The organism is Paenibacillus sp. ACRRX (genome assembly GCF_022346885.1).
GTDB lineage: Bacteria > Bacillota > Bacilli > Paenibacillales > Paenibacillaceae > Paenibacillus_B.
The window spans coordinates 294,158-310,728 of the sequence record NZ_JAKRNK010000002.1 but is presented as its reverse complement, the minus strand read 5'-3'; the positions used below and the strand labels follow the sequence as shown (position 1 = coordinate 310,728).

Sequence of the window (16,571 nt, the reverse complement as noted above, 5' to 3'; positions counted from 1 at the left end):
TTTGTTGTGTAATTTACAGATATAGTGGAGGGAATGAAATGTTAGCATCTCGTCGTCCCACAACATCCTCTACGTGGCAGTTTGTTATCTTAATCGTAGTTGTTATGTTCACAGGGCTGAGCCAAGGCTTATTGCTGCCTTTGTTGACGATATTTTTGGAAAGGATGGGGGTTCCGTCCGATGTCAATGGATTAAATGCCACAGCTTTATATGTCGGTGTTTTTGGCATGATGTTCTTAGTTGAACGTATCCTAATTAAGGTCGGATACAAGCGGATGCTCCTTGGAGGAATGATCGTAGTTACGGTGGCATTGGGATTGTTCCCATTGTTTCCTAGCATAGGCGTATGGTTTGTGTTGAGGATTATCGTTGGCATGGGAGACAGCGCCTTGCATTATGCGACGCAGCTGTGGGCAGTGTCTGTAAGTCCTGCCAATCGTCGCGGCCGGAATATCTCGCTATACGGCATGGCGTATGGAGTAGGCTTCAGCTTCGGGCCGTTAGGTATCAATTTGTTGAAAATCAGCGATGCTGCTCCATTTATCGCGATCGTATGTATGTTCTTCGTTGTCATTTTGATCGTGTGGTGGAAGCTTCCTAGCCAGCAAGCAGATGCAGTTCATGGCGCAGAACGCCCAGAAAAGCGCTACCGCCGCTCATACCAGTGGGCTTGGTTCGCTTTGCTGCCGCCGCTTCTGTATGGATATATGGAAGCATCAATGAACAGCAATTTCCCGATTTATGCGCTCCGCATTGGGCTTGAACAGCACTGGATATCCTATTTACTGCCGTTCTTCGGCATAGGTGGGCTAATTCTTCAATTGCCATTAGGTATGCTGAGTGACCGGGTTAATCGTAAAGCCGTATTAATCAGCTGCGGCTTGCTTGGAGGGGGAGGATTTTTCCTCATCCCACTAGTTGGAGATAACCCTTGGGCTATTCTCGTATTATTTATGTTAGTGGGTGGATTAGTGGGATCGTTCTTCTCCCTTGGTTTGGCATATGCGGCAGATATATTGCCGCGCGCTTACTTGCCATCTTCCAATGTCATAGCGTCCATCCATTTCAGTATCGGAAGTATTATTGGCCCTAATCTCGGTGGTCTGGGTATTCAATATGTCTCGATTGGAAGTATGTTCTACCTGCTTGGCATCTGGTACATTTTATTCTCGGTGATGGGCTTCCGTTTCCGTGGGAAAGTAAGAGAAGCAGCATGATGATTCCGTTATTATCACGATCATAATGTAAACTTTCATTCAGGTCGTTACTTTGTTCAAGAGTTGGAAGACGCTTGCACGAAGTGGCGACCTTTTCTATAATTTAAGGATAGCGTCTAAGTGAAGATAATTACATATAAAGAGGCGCTGGTAGACTTAAGTAGGAATCCATTTTGGTGTATAAAGGAAGAAATCGGCATTGGTGTAAGCATGTGATCATGGATTAGGGTTGGGGAGGAGACAAGGTCATGTTAAAAATAGAGAGGCTGAACAAACAATATCCACCTTCAACGACGGTGCTGCGTAACGTATTTGCAGATATCCATAATGGAGAGTTTATCGGTATTGTAGGTGCTAGCGGAAGCGGAAAGTCGACATTGCTGAAATGCTTGGCGCTGCAGGAGAGTTGGACAAGCGGTAAATATACAATTGATGGTACAGACATTTTTAAGCTTGGATCATCAGGTAAAAGTAAAGTCAAACGAGAATGCGCTTACTTGGAGCAAAATCCAGTACTATCATCTAACCGAAAAGCGTTAAAAAATGTGTTAATTGGCAGAGCGCATCAAACACCGTTATGGCGGATGGTAACAGGGATGATCCGGAACGATGATTATATGGGAGCGATGGATACGCTTGAACAGCTCGGCTTGCTCGATAAAGCGCATATGATTACATCCAATCTCAGCGGTGGAGAAAAGCAGCGAGTAGCTATAGCGAGAGCATTGGTGCATGGCGCGAAGGTGATCTTGGCAGATGAACCTGTATTGGGATTAGATCCGAAATCAGCCGAGTCAGTTCTGAGCACGTTCAAAGATTTGTGTGAACGTGAGCAATGTACGGTCATTGCGGTGTTTCATCAAGTCGAATTAGCAGAGAAATATTGTTCGAGAATTTGGGGACTGGCTGATGGGGAGATTAAAGTTGATATTCGCGGTCGTAGGCTGCTGCATGGTGAAAAGATGAAATTATCACTATAAAAATAACAATCCCGCCCGTTTAAATGGAAGGAAAAACAGCCATTTCAAAGGTGGGATTGTTATTTGTTTATTATGGAGGAAGTGTCCATTCGTTGTTATCGTGAGGATGAATATTATTTTTATCAAATGTAATTGATGGGGATTGTTAATAATGTCCGTTTGCTGTCATATTCTTTTATTAGTATAGTCTAAAGGAGTGTTAAGATGGCTACGACGTTATATCCGCTTCCTGTGCCTATCGTACCTCACAAGATCAATAAACCGAAGTTAGAAGTATATGTGCCGCAAATTTTAAATGCCCAAGCCCCGCTCGCAGCCAAGACGATCAATCAGATGATTCACCAAACCGTCATTGAGCTCATTCGGATGACTGGTTATGAAGAAAACGAACAGACAGAAGTTATGGGGTCTTTTGAAATCAAGCTAAACGAAAGAGGATTGCTCAGCCTAACGTTAACTGTGTACGGATATCCGCAAGGAGCAGCGCATGGCATGACTTATCAGCGTGGCCTGACATTTGATGTTAATACAGGAAAGCTGTATATGTTGTCTGATTTATTTAAGCCAAGCGCCCCTTATGTGGAGTTATTAAGCGCCAATGTGAGTCGACAGATTAAGCAAAGAGACATCCCTACGCTGGAGCCTTTTACTAAAATTAGACCGGATCAGGATTTTTACATGACCGATAAAGCACTGGTCCTTTTCTTTGGTTTGTATGAATTGGCTGCTTATGTTTATGGTTTTTTATATTTTCCGATTTCTATTTATGATCTGAATGATATTAAGGCTGAAAATGGTGTCATAGATACATTGTGGTACTAATATTAAGCAGGTCACGCTGTGCTATTCACGAGGAAGAGCAACTTGCTTTGTAATGGGTTTGTCACCTATTGGTGACATTTTTTTTTTATAATGAGAAAGGTGCGCAGGGAGCAGTATGGGTCTCTAATCCTGATGACTAAGACTGAACTCGGCAACATAAAAGTGAATGTGCGCTTTCAGTTGTAAGTAAATGTTCAGCACAAGGCTAACTAGATATATAGTATATGTATTCTCGTTACTAATTCACCAAATAACTCGTATAATTAAGTATTGTTTGCGAACAATGTAAACAAGAAATGGGTATGAAAAGAGGGATGAGATTGAGAAGCGTGCGCTCAAGACGCAGCGTATGGATAGTGCTCGTTGTGTTCACTTTTCTGCTGAGCGGTTGCGAATGGGTGCAAGACCCCAAATCCTTATTAAGTGTGCCTAGATTGCCTGATGAACAGGCGAGCCTGATGAGCATCATAACTTCGCATCTGCCGGAGGGAGGCGCTATTATTCGTCCAACGAATTCGTCGGATAATAGTGCGATCCGGATTGCCGATCTGAATAACGACGGACAAGCTGAGGCTATCGTATTCTACGAGACACCTGACCGCGAAGTTCGAATACACGGGATGATTCTACAAAGTGATGGCAAGACATGGAGCAAGACGGTTGATTTTGATGGAGAAGGCGTTAAACTGGATCGTGTCGATATCGTGGACTTGACCAATGATAATACGCTGGACCTGGTGATTGGATACAGTTACCCGGAATCAGATTCCAATAAGGGCATGATTATTTATTCATTTAATAACAATCAGTTAACTAAAATATTTGAGCAGCCTTATGCACAATATGTCATTGACGATCTTGATCGGAATATGAAGAACGAGTTGTATGTAGTCACGAACCACAAGTCGAAGCCACCGGTATTAAGTCAGTATAAATACGATGAAGACAAGTTGAAGAAGATGACGGAAAAAGTGATGGACAATGAGATCAATGGGTTCTTGAATGTCATGTCTGGTTATATTAGCAAGGACAAGCGGGGCATTGTTATGGATGCTAACGCGGGTGCTAATTACAGTTTTACAATAGCGGTTACCTTATCAGAATCTGGAGAGCTAAAAGAAGTATTTCCGAAGGATCTAACAATCAAAAAACGAACGATTTTAAGTTCGGATATTAACGCAGATGGTATTATTGAGATCCCCATTCCAGAGCGTCCTGAGGGTTGGGAAGACTATTATGAAGAGTATGAGATCCCATTTTTCCAAAGTTATTATCAATGGGATGGAAAAAATGATTTACGGCTTGTCCAGAAGCAGTTCAGGGATTATATGGAGCGGTTCCATTTTACGATTCCTGTGTCCTGGTATGGACGCGTATCCATTGATACAAAGTCCAATATTAATGAATACTTAAGATTTATTGATTTTAACACCAATGAAACATTAGCGGAGGTCCGCTTCTTCAGTGTCGAGACATGGGAGCGTTACAAAGATAAGTGGACTTATTTAGCTGCTTATGGTGACGAAGTCATCGGTATATACAGCAAAGAACAACTGCGGCTGAACGACGGTACGCCTAAGCTGCCAACCGTAGAACAGACCAAGCCCGAGGAAGCAGTAAAGCCGTAAAGTAGAAAGGAGTCATCAGAAATGACTAAAATATTAATTATGGAAGATGAAGAGTCCATTCGCAGCTTTATTGTCATTAACCTGAAACGAAATGGGTTTGAGGTTGTGGAAGCCTCAAATGGTAATGAAGCGTTGGAGAAACTGTTAGTAGATCCCACCATTGATATTGCTCTCCTGGATGTGATGGTGCCTGGGATAGATGGATTCGAAGTATGTAGGCGCATTCGGGAGCAAAATGAACGAATCGGCATTATATTCTTGACTGCCAAAGTGCAGGAACAGGACAAGGTGTATGCCTTGTCTGTCGGTGCTGATGATCATGTCAGCAAGCCCTTCAGTCCAACAGAGCTTGTTGCGCGTATTCAGTCATTATTGCGGCGTGTGCATTCGTACCAGCAAGCATCTCAGAAAGTGATTTATCATTCAGGACCATTTACGTTGGATCTGATCGCAAAGCGATTTCTCAAACACGACGAGGTCATTGACTTAACACCAACGGAATTTTCCTTAATCCAATATTTTATGGAAAAGGAAGAAATGACACTTAGCAGAGATATTTTATTGGATCATGTATGGGGCAAAGATTATATGGGTGATCCAAAGATTGTGGATGTGAACGTTCGGCGTTTACGTCAAAAGATAGAAGACGAGCCCTCATCACCAAAATACATTGAAACAGTTTGGGGACATGGATACAAATGGAAGGGAACCGTTTCTTCATAAAACCAGGCATTCGGCGTTCTGTCGTAATGCACTATTTTATCGTTGTGTTTTTAACGATGTTGATATTGGAAATTATCTTTATGCTGGCAGTACGGACTTATTATTATGATTCAGTCTCCAATCATCTCAAGTACCACGCTTCTGCGACATCATCTTACTATCAACGATACGTTAGCATTTTGTATTCTGAAGATGATCGAACCTGGCTGCCAGAATTACTGAAGCTGTTTCATCTGGAAAAAGCAGAAGTGCAAATATTGGATAAGAACGGCAATGTGCTCATCTCTTCAAGTGGATTTCAGATCAGTGATGTGATCAAGACATCAGACGTGATTACCGCCTCGCAAGATCTGAAGACTACAAGGTGGGTTGGCAAGCAGATCGGTACGGGAGAAACGGTCATGTCGCTGGCTACTCCGCTAATGGGAAAAGGCGATATACAGTATATACTTAGGCTGGTAACATCAATGGAAACCGTAAACAGCAGGTTAAACAACATCGTATTGTTGTCCATTGTGGTATCTATTTCTGTGCTGGTGTTAGTGTTAATTGTAAGTTTTGGGTTAGCTAACTCAATTGTCAGCCCCATTAATGAAATTACAGCAGCGTCTGCACAGATGGCACGAGGGAGATTTGACATCAAAGTGAAAGAAGGCTATAAATATGAGCTTGGTGATTTGGCCAAGACACTGAATTTTATGGCACACGAGATCGTACGCAGTAATGAATTAAAAAATGATTTTATCTCTTCTATATCTCATGAGCTTCGAACACCTTTAACAGGTATCAAAGGCTGGAGTGAGACATTACAGTCAGGCAGTATGACCGACCAGGAAGAAATGAAGCTTGGGCTGAACATCATTACGAAGGAGACTGATCGTCTTATTGGTCTGGTAGAGGAATTGCTTGATTTCTCAAAGCTCCAGCAGGATCGTCTTCAGCTTCATTGGCAGCCTGTTAAGCTCCATTCTTTGCTGGAAGAGACGCTGTTCCAGGTTAAGATGAAAGCTGATCAGAAGGATATTACACTTAAACTGGAACATTCTGAATCATTCCACTCAGAATGTGAATTGTATGGAGACACGAATCGATTAAAGCAAGTATTTCTTAATTTAATCGATAATGCTATTAAGTTTTCACCTTTGCATTCTACAATCACCGTCAGGCTGGAGTGGAATGATCAACAATGCGAGGTTCGTGTAATTGACCAAGGTATTGGCATAAGTGAAGATCATCTGACTAAAGTGATGGATAAGTTTTATCAGGTGAACCCTGATCGTGGAGGTACGGGACTAGGTCTGGCCATAACAGATGAAATTATTAAAGTTCACGGTGGCGAGATGACGATCCTAAGTGAGGCAGGACAAGGCACAACCGTGCTGGTATCCTTGCCGAGTCGTCATGAGCCGCCTGTTGCGATGAATCGGACAAGCATATAGAAACTAAGCTAGGCTGCAAGCTGGCGTCGGTACTCTATTATCGTATTTCTTGGACGAGCCTGTTGCGCAAATGACTGCAGATTTACGAGATATGTTCGTTCGTATTTGCCTTGGACTGAACAGCGTATTGAAGAATGGTTAAAACTTACGGTTATAGATTAAGCACTCCAGCATTAAACGAGATCATGAATCATCAGCCCTTTCGCTTCCTAATAAGAAGTTGGAAGGGCCTTATTTATGTTTCTTGATATTTCTCATGTAACACTCCTCGAAGTCGTGTAAATATCCTTTACTCCGTGAAAAACACCTACTTCTTATGATGAAATTACTATACTACATAAACAAGACTCGTAAGTGAAAGGAGCAGCAGTATGACGCCCAATGCAGAAACAACCGTTCCCGGCCAAGACAAAAGCGTGGCTTGTTACATGCAATCGTCTGCGACATTTTACAATAATGAAGCTGTGCTTAGGTATTCGTTTATGCCAATCTGCCCTGTTAAGAATACAGTATCCATAGAAGCGAGGAGGCGATTATAATGCCAGTAAAGACCGGCAGCGAGTATATAGAGCGGATAAACCAAAATCTCCCCGATGTCTGGATCGCTGGAGAGCGAGTACAGAGACCTATCTCGGAACATAAAGCCTTCAAAGGACTCATGGCTACACAAGCTTCTATGTATGACATGCAGCATGCCAAGGAATCGCAAGCAACAATGATTTATTGTTCGTCCTTGACAGGCGATCCGGTCGGGTTGTCCTTCAAACAGCCCAAAACCAAAAGAGATCTTGTTATGCGCAGGCAGATGATGCAGTCATGGGCAAGCGTCCATCACGGCTTCCTGGGACGTTCTCCAGACTACATGAACACCGCCATTATGGCTTTCTCCGCTGCAGCGGGGGTACTTGAAGAGAAGTATCCCGAGTATGCTTCTAACCTGAAGCGGTATTATGAATATTGCAAGGAGAATGACATTACGCTTTCTCACGTGTTCATTCAACCTAAAGCAGGAAGAGCCTCTACTTTCCTTCGGACATTCGAGGAGCCGGAATCCGCTCGAGTAGTAGAGAAAAATAAAGATGGGATCGTAATTCGTGGAGCTTTTCTTTTAGATACACAAGGAGCAACTTCGGACGAGATTTTTGTGTTTCCTCCGCCATTCTCATTGTCAGTAGCTGAGGAAAGCCCTCATTCATTTGCCTTTGCTGTTCCAAGCAATCTTAAAGGTGTTAGTTATGTGTGCAGGGAGAGCTTTGTAGGCGGAGAATCCACTTATAATTATCCGCTCAGTTCTAGATTTGAAGAAATGGATACGCTTGTCCTGTTTGATGATGTAACAGTTCCTTGGGACCGTGTCTTTGTGTACGGTGATGAAAATATGTCGTCCCGATTAATGGAAGAAAGTCATTTTCATACCCATGCAGGCACACAGATTATGTGCAAAAATATTGCCAAAACGGAGTTTTTGTTGGGGACTATAGAAATGATGGTTGAAGCTGCTGGATTGGATAGTCATGACCATATTATCGAGAAAGTTACCGAGGTAATCGTAGCTTTAGAGACACTTAAAGCATTTCAGCTTGCGGCAGAGAATGGAGCAGCTCTAGATCGATGGGGATCTATGCTTCCTAATAAGAAGCCGCTGCTGGCTGCGAATGTATATTTTCAAAAGATATATCCACGTTTAATTGAAATCGTTCAACTAATTGGTGCCAGTAATTTGATTATGATTCTGGATGAAAAAGAATTTAATACCGATATGAGTAATCAATTGAATCGATATATGAAGAACATAGACATTTCAGCCAAAAAAAATGTGCAGTTGTCCAGATTAGCATGGGAGCTAAGTGTCAGTTCATTTGGTGGTCGGCAGACTGTCTATGAGCGTTTTTTCTTTGGAAATTCCTCTATGGTGAACAAGCGTCTCTATACAGATTACCAAGGTGGCAGGCACAAGTATATGGATCGGATCAAAACCTTTTTGTCATAACTGAGGTATCATAATTATATGGGCATTAAGATAAACTGAAACAGGCAATATTATGTGTTTATACCTATAACAAGTTAGATAAGAAAACAAAGAGCGCGTTGATTCCGGTTCTTTTTATTTTGGGCTATGGCAGGTAAGCAAGCATGGGGGAAGGCGCGTGTACGCAAAATACTCATCACACATCTACTGCTTTTGCTCTTCTTACTGAGCTGAATAACGTTAACGATAGTACACTTGCTGTAGCTTGTTCTTTAGTGTTGATATGTTCCAATTTAAGAAAATAGTGGTGAACACAAAACCAATCTCCATGAGGGGGTTCATACTCAACTCCAAGCACTTCACAGGCGATTCAATGACATAATAAAAAATTTACGGTTCATTTATGATGTAGGCGACGTGCTGGCACTGGACCAAATAATTGACGCTTCAGCACAGCACGTTGCAGCTTAGCCCGATATGGTAAGCTGCAATGGAACGATTACTCATCGATTAGTGATTGGATATCGAAAATGCAATCCTCACCTGTAATGCAGCAATCGTTTATCGTCTGCAGTCAATTCCATAAGACATCCTTCAATTTGCTCATCCGTTATACGTGTACCTCGTTTTTGATAGGAATAGTCTGGCTGCAAGGGTTCCTCACTTCCCATTTTACTTCGAAACTTCTCGGTTTTGATCATCATAATAGCTGGAGCTTGGGCGATTTACCATCATTAAAACAAGCTTAATCTCTTATACTTGTTTGATCTGGAAGTCTGCTATTTCCATTTGGTCAGCAAATGAGAGGGCTTTCTTGTTAATGTTTCTATCGTTGCACTCGTATAGAGTGCATAGGAGTGATTATGAGGATGTTAAGCGCTCTATCATTTCCTATCCATGCACTCATGTAGAGTGCGACCTGTCAAAAAGGAGAGACTATGAAAGTATTAGAGTTTCTATCCACGCACTCGTGTAGAGTGCGACTTCGGGCAATTTGTGATCATTACGATATGGACCTGTTTCTATCCACGCACTCATGTAGAGTGCGACCTGGACGCATCTAATATCAGCGTTTGACTCTAAGTATGGTTTCTATCCACGCACTCATGTAGAGTGCGACACTCACCTCCGCTAGGTTCATCCGTCCGGAATGGGTTTCTATCCACGCACTCATGTAGAGTGCGACTCTGTTAACAACGCAGTTATTCGGACAACCTCATCGTTTCTATCCACGCACTCATGTAGAGTGCGACTGCGAAATTTGATCATTAAAATCCAAAATTACAATAAATATGAGTAAAAACATCAAAATAAATAACAAAACATTTAATTAGATCAACCAGAGACTTGTGAAATCTATTATAAATGGTACAAAATAGAAAATATTTGGTGCGGATCTCCCGTGGATTTCATGTGCACCTCACATTCGCACCATAACAAACTGATATTAGATACATAATTCACTTATTATAATTATCGCTTATTAAATAGTAGAATACAATTCCAAAAAGTAATCTCTGGGTACACTTAAGATTCACACCAAAACACTTTTTCCGTGCTAAGCGATTACTAATCATAAGATTTATGCCTGCAACTTCTTCAGCATACAGTCGCGTGAATAGATATCCCTCCAGTGATACTGTTATAGGATAGGATAATCAACAATTACGATACTACATATTTAGCTTTTAGAATATATGTACTAAAAATGAAAGTAAAATTAAAAAAGGAGATTCCAAATGATTAAGATAAACAACAGCACCGTTCCATTATATGTTATATGTATATCCGTCCTCGTTTTAACCTTGATGTTTACTATTCACCCTCAAAACTCCACTGCTAGAATTGTTCTGAACTATGATCAAAACTGTCTGGAAGACAGCTTAAAAGTAGCCGAAATAAATGCACATACGTTGGCTTTCTGCCACAAACGTCAATCAAATAATATTTATGCCTTTACTCTTTATGAAAATAAAATCCTATCTTCAATCATTATCCCCCAGCCAACACAGCAAAAGATGAATTGGAACTTTTCTAGAAATCGAATGTACTCCGTAATTACAGGTGAGATACAGGATGCAAACATTAGTAAGGTTGCAATAGACTCTATTGACCAGAGCAGCATTATCATCCTAACGATGAATGACGATCGTAGAATCTTTTTTACTGTTACAGACCTATTGCATTCGCCCGTTATTCGAGGGTTGGATTTTCAAGAAAACGTATTATATTCTAGTATAACCGCTGCATCACCTTAAAATCGTATGGCAGAGTAATAGATTGCAATAAGCAGCCAATTTGGCGGGGAATAAATTTGAGCAGCAGCTTGAAGCTTGATGAAAGGTTTAATTTGTATTACATTTGATTCTCAGGTGTGGTAATTTTAAGAAACTACATAAAGAAAGGATTATATAACCATATGACTAATTATCAACTTATCAGTGATTACAAGGACATCAATAGATATAAGGAAAGCTTTAATGAATTAGCACAAATCGTATTTGAGCTCGACTTCAAAAAATGGTATGAAAAAGGGTGCTGGACCGACAATTATATATGCTACTCATACCTTGATGGAGATAAAATAATTGCAAATGCTTCCATAAACAAAATGACATTTGTATCAAATGGTAAAGAGTATAACGCTATACAAGTGGGTACAGTGATGACACACCCTGATTACCGCAATCAAGGATTATCAGGAAAATTGCTAAACCATATTATTGAGAAATATGAACAAGATTATGATTTTATCTACTTATTTGCCAATGAATCGGTGCTAGACTTTTATCCTAGATTTGGGTTTGTTAGTGTGCAAGAAAGTAGTTTCTCGCTGAACATGTCAGAACTGGCACTACAACCTGCAACAAGACATACGATGCGTAGGTTAGAGATAAACAATACAGACGATTTCCGAATGATGGAGCAGTTTGCCGCTGAAAGAATACCTGTATCTTCAATAATGGGTGTGAAGAATAATGAGCATTTATTAATGTTTTATTTTATCGTCGCCTTTCACGATTCGATTTATTATATTAAAGAGATGGATGTTATCGTCCTTATTAGGGAAGAGGATAGGCAGCTTCATATTTATGATATCATCAGCAAACAAAAAGTGGAGTACAACAAATTGTTACCTTACATTGTTACTGCGGATATAGAGAGCATTCATTTTTATTTTACACCTGATTATGATTATGAACTCCTGCATAAAGCGTTCATAACAGAGGCGGAAGATACTTTGTTTATTCGTCCGTTTTTTGAAATAGGGGAAAAACACTTCTTCATGCCACTCACTTCACATTCATAAGGAAGCAGTTGGAATAGGAATCAAGTGCGTAAAAAGGGCCGACAGCATCTCAATGCGATGCTGTCGGCCCTATTACAGTTATGGATGACACACAGGACCTAAGAGATTACTTTCCACACGTCAGCTCCTGAGGTGCCTGGTGTTTCACCTTGTGTCCACCATTTTGCTTCGTAATTTACGCCATTATGTGTAACTTTATTTCCAGCTACGTACACTGCCGCTGCGCTCCAAGCTGGATATGTAGTTGGAGCGGGCGGTGTAGTAACGTTCAGGACATTGCTTGCAGGTGATACGTTGCCAGCAGCATCGATCGCTTTAACGGAGAAAGTATAAAGCGTGTTTGCCGTCAAACCATTTACAAGGTATTCGACTGTTGATCCAGAGACTGTTGCTATCAACGTCGTGCCTTTAAATATTTGGTATCCCGTTACACCAACATTATCTGTGGAAGCATTCCACATTAATGGTACCGTTGTAGAAGTTGAGCTTCCCATGACATGAAGACTGTTTGGCGCTGTAGGCGCTGCTGTATCCGGTCCAGTCACAGGAAGTGTTGTGAAGCTTACCGTATTGCTTGCTGCGGATAGATTACCTGCAGCATCGACCGCTTTTACCGTAATGGTATACAAGGTATTGGAAGTCAGACCAGTCAAGTTTGAAGTTAACGGTCCTGTTGTTGCTCCGATTTGGTTGGAGCCACTAAAGATCCGGTAGCCAGTTACGCCAACGTTGTCCGTGGAAGCGCTCCATGAGATGGTTGCGCTTGTCGACCCAATATTGGATACTGCCGCTCCTGTTGGGGCAGTAGGAGCTACATTGTCGACGTCTCCCCCAAAATTAACATCAATTACGTTATAGAAAGCATTTAAGGTATCCGAAATTTCCCAAACTGCAAGAATAACTTGGTACCCGGTCCGGCTCGGAACGTTACACGTGTCGGAGTATGTGTTGCCAGGCATTTTACCGTTGTATGGTACATTGCAAAATGGTGTTAAATCGAACGAGTCACGAGTAAGGGGGGCGTCAGGATTCCAGTTTTGTTTTGTAATGTAATATTTCCAGCTAGCTGTTGCGTGTGGGACTTTAATCTTCCAATTAAATGTAGTAGGTCCTGAGCTAATATTAACTTTGGACCAGCGGGTCGCTGATTGTTGGTCAAGTGGCGCAAATGCACCATTTGCACTAGCAATCTTCCCATCAGCAGGGCCGCCGGCGGGGAATCCCTTAAGTGCTTCCAAACTATATGGTTCATAAATAATCAGTCCACAGTTCTTATTAACGCCATCTGCACAAAGACCTGCACGGCTGTTGGTCACGTTACCGTGGGCAGAAGCTGTATCCGCGAGTGTAAGGGACATCACAAAAAGAAGTGCGAGCATGGTACCGCCAGTAATCAGAAATTTTAGCCTTTTTGCATCGGATAAACATACATTAAACATCATAAATTCCTCCACTTCATTCATTTTATTGGTAATCCCTTATTTAGTTCTGTTCTGATAACACCTCCTGTGTAAGATAAATGTATATATAAACTCGTATAGGAGCTTATAACAGTATCTATCAAGACCAAATGAATCGCTTGATCAGACTACTAATGAAGAAATGTATGAATGGAATTGTCGAATTGTCAGCGGTGTAATCTAGAGCACAAGAAGCGGTATCATGCAGATGTAATTCATATCATAGGGTAGTTATCTGGAGGACTATCGTAATCAAGTTGAACTTGCAGCGAATATAGCTATGCTGCTTAATCGTTGATTATTAGGTAAGATCGCGTGTAAACGGATACATTTGTGTGGATAAAAGTGATTCGTGTGAAAGTATTATATCAATAACCAAAATATTACTATGCAATAAAATATATCATTATACGTTTTCAGTAGCAACTAGTTTTGAACATGTTTGATTGTAAATTTTATAGAATTAAGATGGGATTACGTTCGACAAACCTGTAAAATACATAGGTCATAGTATGTTTTTATGCGAATTTCGTTATAATGGACACACAATGAGTTCAGAAAGGAATGTCATCATGAAGAAAGTCATCATAGTGGGAGCAGGGATTCTTGGAGCATCGACTGCATACCATTTAGCCAAAATGGGGATGGACGTCCTAATAGTTGACCGCAATGATAATGGACAGGCTACGGACGCTGCTGCCGGAATAATCTGTCCATGGCTATCACAGCGACGTAATCAAGTTTGGTACAAGTTGGCAAAGGCAGGGGCACATTTTTATCCTAAGTTGATTCAAGAACTAAGCAGCGAGGGAGAAACAGAGACAGGCTATGCCCAAGTTGGAGCTCTGTGTATTCATAATGATACGGAGAAGCTCAGCAAGATAGAGGAACGAGCACATGTACGAAAAGCTGATGCATCGGAAATTGGTGAGATTACCTTGCTTGATGAAGAAGAAACTCGAGAACGATTTCCGCTGCTAGCAGAAGGTTATCACTCCGTACATATTAGCGGTGCTGCACGAGTGGACGGTCGTGCACTGCGCGATGCGCTGCTGCGATCCGCACAACGAAACGGAGCAATCCGTATGAACGGGGATGCCTCGCTTCAATATGTGTCTAACCGAGTGACCGGAGTAAGTGTGGGAACAAAAAGTTTTTCATCTGATCATGTCATTGTTTGTGCGGGGGCATGGGCAAATTCACTGTTTCAGCCTCTGGGTATTCACTTTCAGGTTAGTTATCAAAAAGCACAAATTATGCATTTACAGGTTCCTGGTCCGCAAGACACGGGTACCTGGCCCTTAATTATACCTCCAACTGATCAGTATTTGCTTGCTTTTGATCATCAAAAGATCGTGCTCGGCGCAACTCATGAAAATGAGGTAGAAGGCTATGATACGAGAGTCACAGCAGGGGGGATACAGGAAATTCTGAATAAGGGGCTAGCAGTAGCACCCAAATTAATTAGTAGCACCGTGCAGGAAATAAGAGTCGGATTCCGTCCATTCACACCTGGTTTTCTTCCGGTGATCGGCACTGTCCCAGGCTGGGAGGGGCTTATTACAGCAAATGGGCTGGGATCATCCGGATTGACAGTAGGCCCATTTCTAGGCTGCCAACTTGCAAAATTGGCACTTGAAATGAAATTGGATATCGATCTTGATGATTACGATATTCGAAAGGCAATGGATGAAAGTTGATCAATTAGGTTCAATTCGATTCAGCATGCAAAAAGAAGCGCCGCTAACTTCCTAACGTAAGAATGATTCGTTTCTCGCCATCCACTAATAGAGAAATTTGCTTTGCCATGTATTGAGGGCAGTATGGAGTAACGCTGCTAAGAACGATGGTATGGCTTGTTATTATGATGGCCTTGTGATTGGCAAAGCAAATCGGACAGATTTTGTACTTGTAGAAGAGGCGATCAATTTTATTGATTAACGACTGCCTAGAAATAATGGTCTGGATGGAGTGTTCAACATAGTATGTATGCAATAATGTGGTTGGTTCCGATCGTATTGCTTGTTCTTTTCCTTTGGTTCTACCTAAGAGATCCGAGAAGAACGATTAATGGCTTTTTATTTAATATTCTTATTTGCTCGACTGGATTGTTAGGCATTTCTGCAGCTTTCTTATCCGGTAATCCTTTTCTTATGATACTTGCGATCGTTCCAATTATTCTGTTTGGACTCATGTTAACCTTTGGGGGATATGCATTAGTAATTGCACTTCTGCTCAATGCCAAAATATTGATTCGTAAAGAAGGAAGAAAATTTTCGAATTATCTCACGTTATTATTGGGGATTTGTATTTTGATCTTTATTACGTTCTCATTTATGAAGCCAGTTCGATACTTGCCACAGGAAATACAGCTGTTTTATTCCGGGGTCATGTTCATACTACTCTATTTTCTTGTAAATTTATTTAGCTTTTTATCCGCGTATTTCTTGTATCAGTTCAACAAGCCGAAATTAAATCAAAACTTCATTATTGTGCTTGGAAGCGGGTTAATGGGCGACAAGGTCCCTCCACTACTCGCAAATCGAATTGATAAAGCGATTGAATTTTACCGTAGGCAGGAAGCAGTGACAACACCGCCTACCCTCATTTTATCCGGTGGAAAAGGGTCAGATGAGCTAGTGTCGGAAGCTGAAGCGATGCAAGCTTATGCAGTGGACAAGGGGATCCCGATCCAACATACGATACAAGAGAATCGTTCGACGAATACTTTTGAGAATATGGTGTTCTCCAAGAAGATCATGGACAATATGTATGAAGATAGATACAACAGTATTTTCGCAACTAATAATTTTCATTTGTTCCGTTCTGGATTGTTTGCGCGAGCAGCAGGATTGTCCAGTCAAGGTATCGGGGCTAAGACGGCTCTGTACTATTGGCCGAACGCGATGATTCGCGAATATATTGCCGTTGTAGTCATGAATAAAAAGCGTCATGGTACCGTAGTCGGAATAGTACTAGGTTTATCACTAATTGGTATGACGATATTATATATCACCAAGTAG

At 41.4% G+C, this 16,571-nt stretch carries 14 protein-coding genes and 1 CRISPR repeat array; of the genes, 12 read left to right on the top strand and 2 right to left on the bottom strand.

Annotation, left to right across the window (positions count from 1 at the left end; all coding sequences use genetic code 11):
- The first annotated feature begins 38 nt into the window (after positions 1-38).
- From MH117_RS06840 to hpaB, 7 genes are all read left to right on the top strand, one after another.
- Positions 39-1,217: an MFS transporter gene (locus tag MH117_RS06840; protein ID WP_239327934.1), complete on the top strand. Its 1,179-nt coding sequence runs from the start codon at positions 39-41 to the stop codon at positions 1,215-1,217.
- Between the two features lie 248 nt (positions 1,218-1,465).
- The gene (locus MH117_RS06835; RefSeq protein ID WP_239327933.1) at positions 1,466-2,197 is read left to right on the top strand and encodes a phosphonate ABC transporter ATP-binding protein; all 732 of its coding nucleotides are present in this window, start codon (positions 1,466-1,468) and stop codon (positions 2,195-2,197) included.
- A gap of 204 nt (positions 2,198-2,401) precedes the next feature.
- A complete protein-coding gene (locus MH117_RS06830; RefSeq protein WP_239327932.1) occupies positions 2,402-3,019 on the top strand; it encodes a DUF3298 and DUF4163 domain-containing protein in 618 nt (205 codons plus the stop codon).
- 329 nt (positions 3,020-3,348) lie between these two features.
- Positions 3,349-4,647, top strand: coding sequence for a hypothetical protein (locus tag MH117_RS06825; RefSeq protein ID WP_239328671.1), 1,299 nt, complete (start codon positions 3,349-3,351; stop codon positions 4,645-4,647).
- 21 nt (positions 4,648-4,668) lie between these two features.
- Positions 4,669-5,370 (top strand): response regulator transcription factor, encoded by a 702-nt coding sequence (locus MH117_RS06820; RefSeq protein ID WP_239327931.1) that lies wholly within the window; start codon positions 4,669-4,671, stop codon positions 5,368-5,370.
- Positions 5,346-6,809, top strand: a complete 1,464-nt coding sequence (locus MH117_RS06815; RefSeq protein ID WP_239327930.1) for a HAMP domain-containing sensor histidine kinase — start codon at positions 5,346-5,348, stop codon at positions 6,807-6,809. Before MH117_RS06820 ends, MH117_RS06815 begins: the two co-directional genes overlap by 25 nt.
- Positions 6,810-7,347: 538 nt before the next feature.
- Positions 7,348-8,799 (top strand): 4-hydroxyphenylacetate 3-monooxygenase, oxygenase component, encoded by a 1,452-nt coding sequence (hpaB, locus tag MH117_RS06810; RefSeq protein ID WP_239327929.1) that lies wholly within the window; start codon positions 7,348-7,350, stop codon positions 8,797-8,799.
- Between the two features lie 518 nt (positions 8,800-9,317).
- Here hpaB and MH117_RS06805 read toward each other — a convergent pair.
- Positions 9,318-9,482: a hypothetical protein gene (locus tag MH117_RS06805; protein WP_239327928.1), complete on the bottom strand. Its 165-nt coding sequence runs from the start codon at positions 9,480-9,482 to the stop codon at positions 9,318-9,320.
- Positions 9,483-9,665: 183 nt separating this feature from the next.
- Positions 9,666-10,031: a CRISPR direct-repeat array (repeat unit 32 nt; unit sequence GTTTCTATCCACGCACTCATGTAGAGTGCGAC).
- Between the two features lie 486 nt (positions 10,032-10,517).
- On the opposite strand from MH117_RS06805, the gene MH117_RS06800 reads away from it, so the two are divergent.
- Positions 10,518-11,036, top strand: coding sequence for a hypothetical protein (locus MH117_RS06800; RefSeq protein ID WP_239327927.1), 519 nt, complete (start codon positions 10,518-10,520; stop codon positions 11,034-11,036).
- Between the two features lie 161 nt (positions 11,037-11,197).
- Positions 11,198-12,088, top strand: a complete 891-nt coding sequence (locus MH117_RS06795; protein ID WP_239327926.1) for a GNAT family N-acetyltransferase — start codon at positions 11,198-11,200, stop codon at positions 12,086-12,088.
- 98 nt (positions 12,089-12,186) lie between these two features.
- Here the strand turns inward: MH117_RS06795 and MH117_RS06790 are convergent, their stop codons facing one another.
- Complete coding sequence (locus MH117_RS06790) at positions 12,187-13,527, bottom strand: lytic polysaccharide monooxygenase (RefSeq protein WP_481857248.1); 1,341 nt, start codon at positions 13,525-13,527, stop codon at positions 12,187-12,189.
- A gap of 593 nt (positions 13,528-14,120) precedes the next feature.
- On the opposite strand from MH117_RS06790, the gene MH117_RS06785 reads away from it, so the two are divergent.
- The 3 genes from MH117_RS06785 (at position 14,121) to MH117_RS06780 (ending at position 16,571) form a co-directional block, all read left to right on the top strand.
- Complete coding sequence (locus MH117_RS06785; RefSeq protein ID WP_239327925.1) at positions 14,121-15,248, top strand: NAD(P)/FAD-dependent oxidoreductase; 1,128 nt, start codon at positions 14,121-14,123, stop codon at positions 15,246-15,248.
- Between the two features lie 112 nt (positions 15,249-15,360).
- The gene (locus MH117_RS26495) at positions 15,361-15,489 is read left to right on the top strand and encodes a hypothetical protein (protein ID WP_275444555.1); all 129 of its coding nucleotides are present in this window, start codon (positions 15,361-15,363) and stop codon (positions 15,487-15,489) included.
- Positions 15,490-15,533: 44 nt separating this feature from the next.
- Complete coding sequence (locus MH117_RS06780) at positions 15,534-16,571, top strand: YdcF family protein (RefSeq protein WP_239327924.1); 1,038 nt, start codon at positions 15,534-15,536, stop codon at positions 16,569-16,571.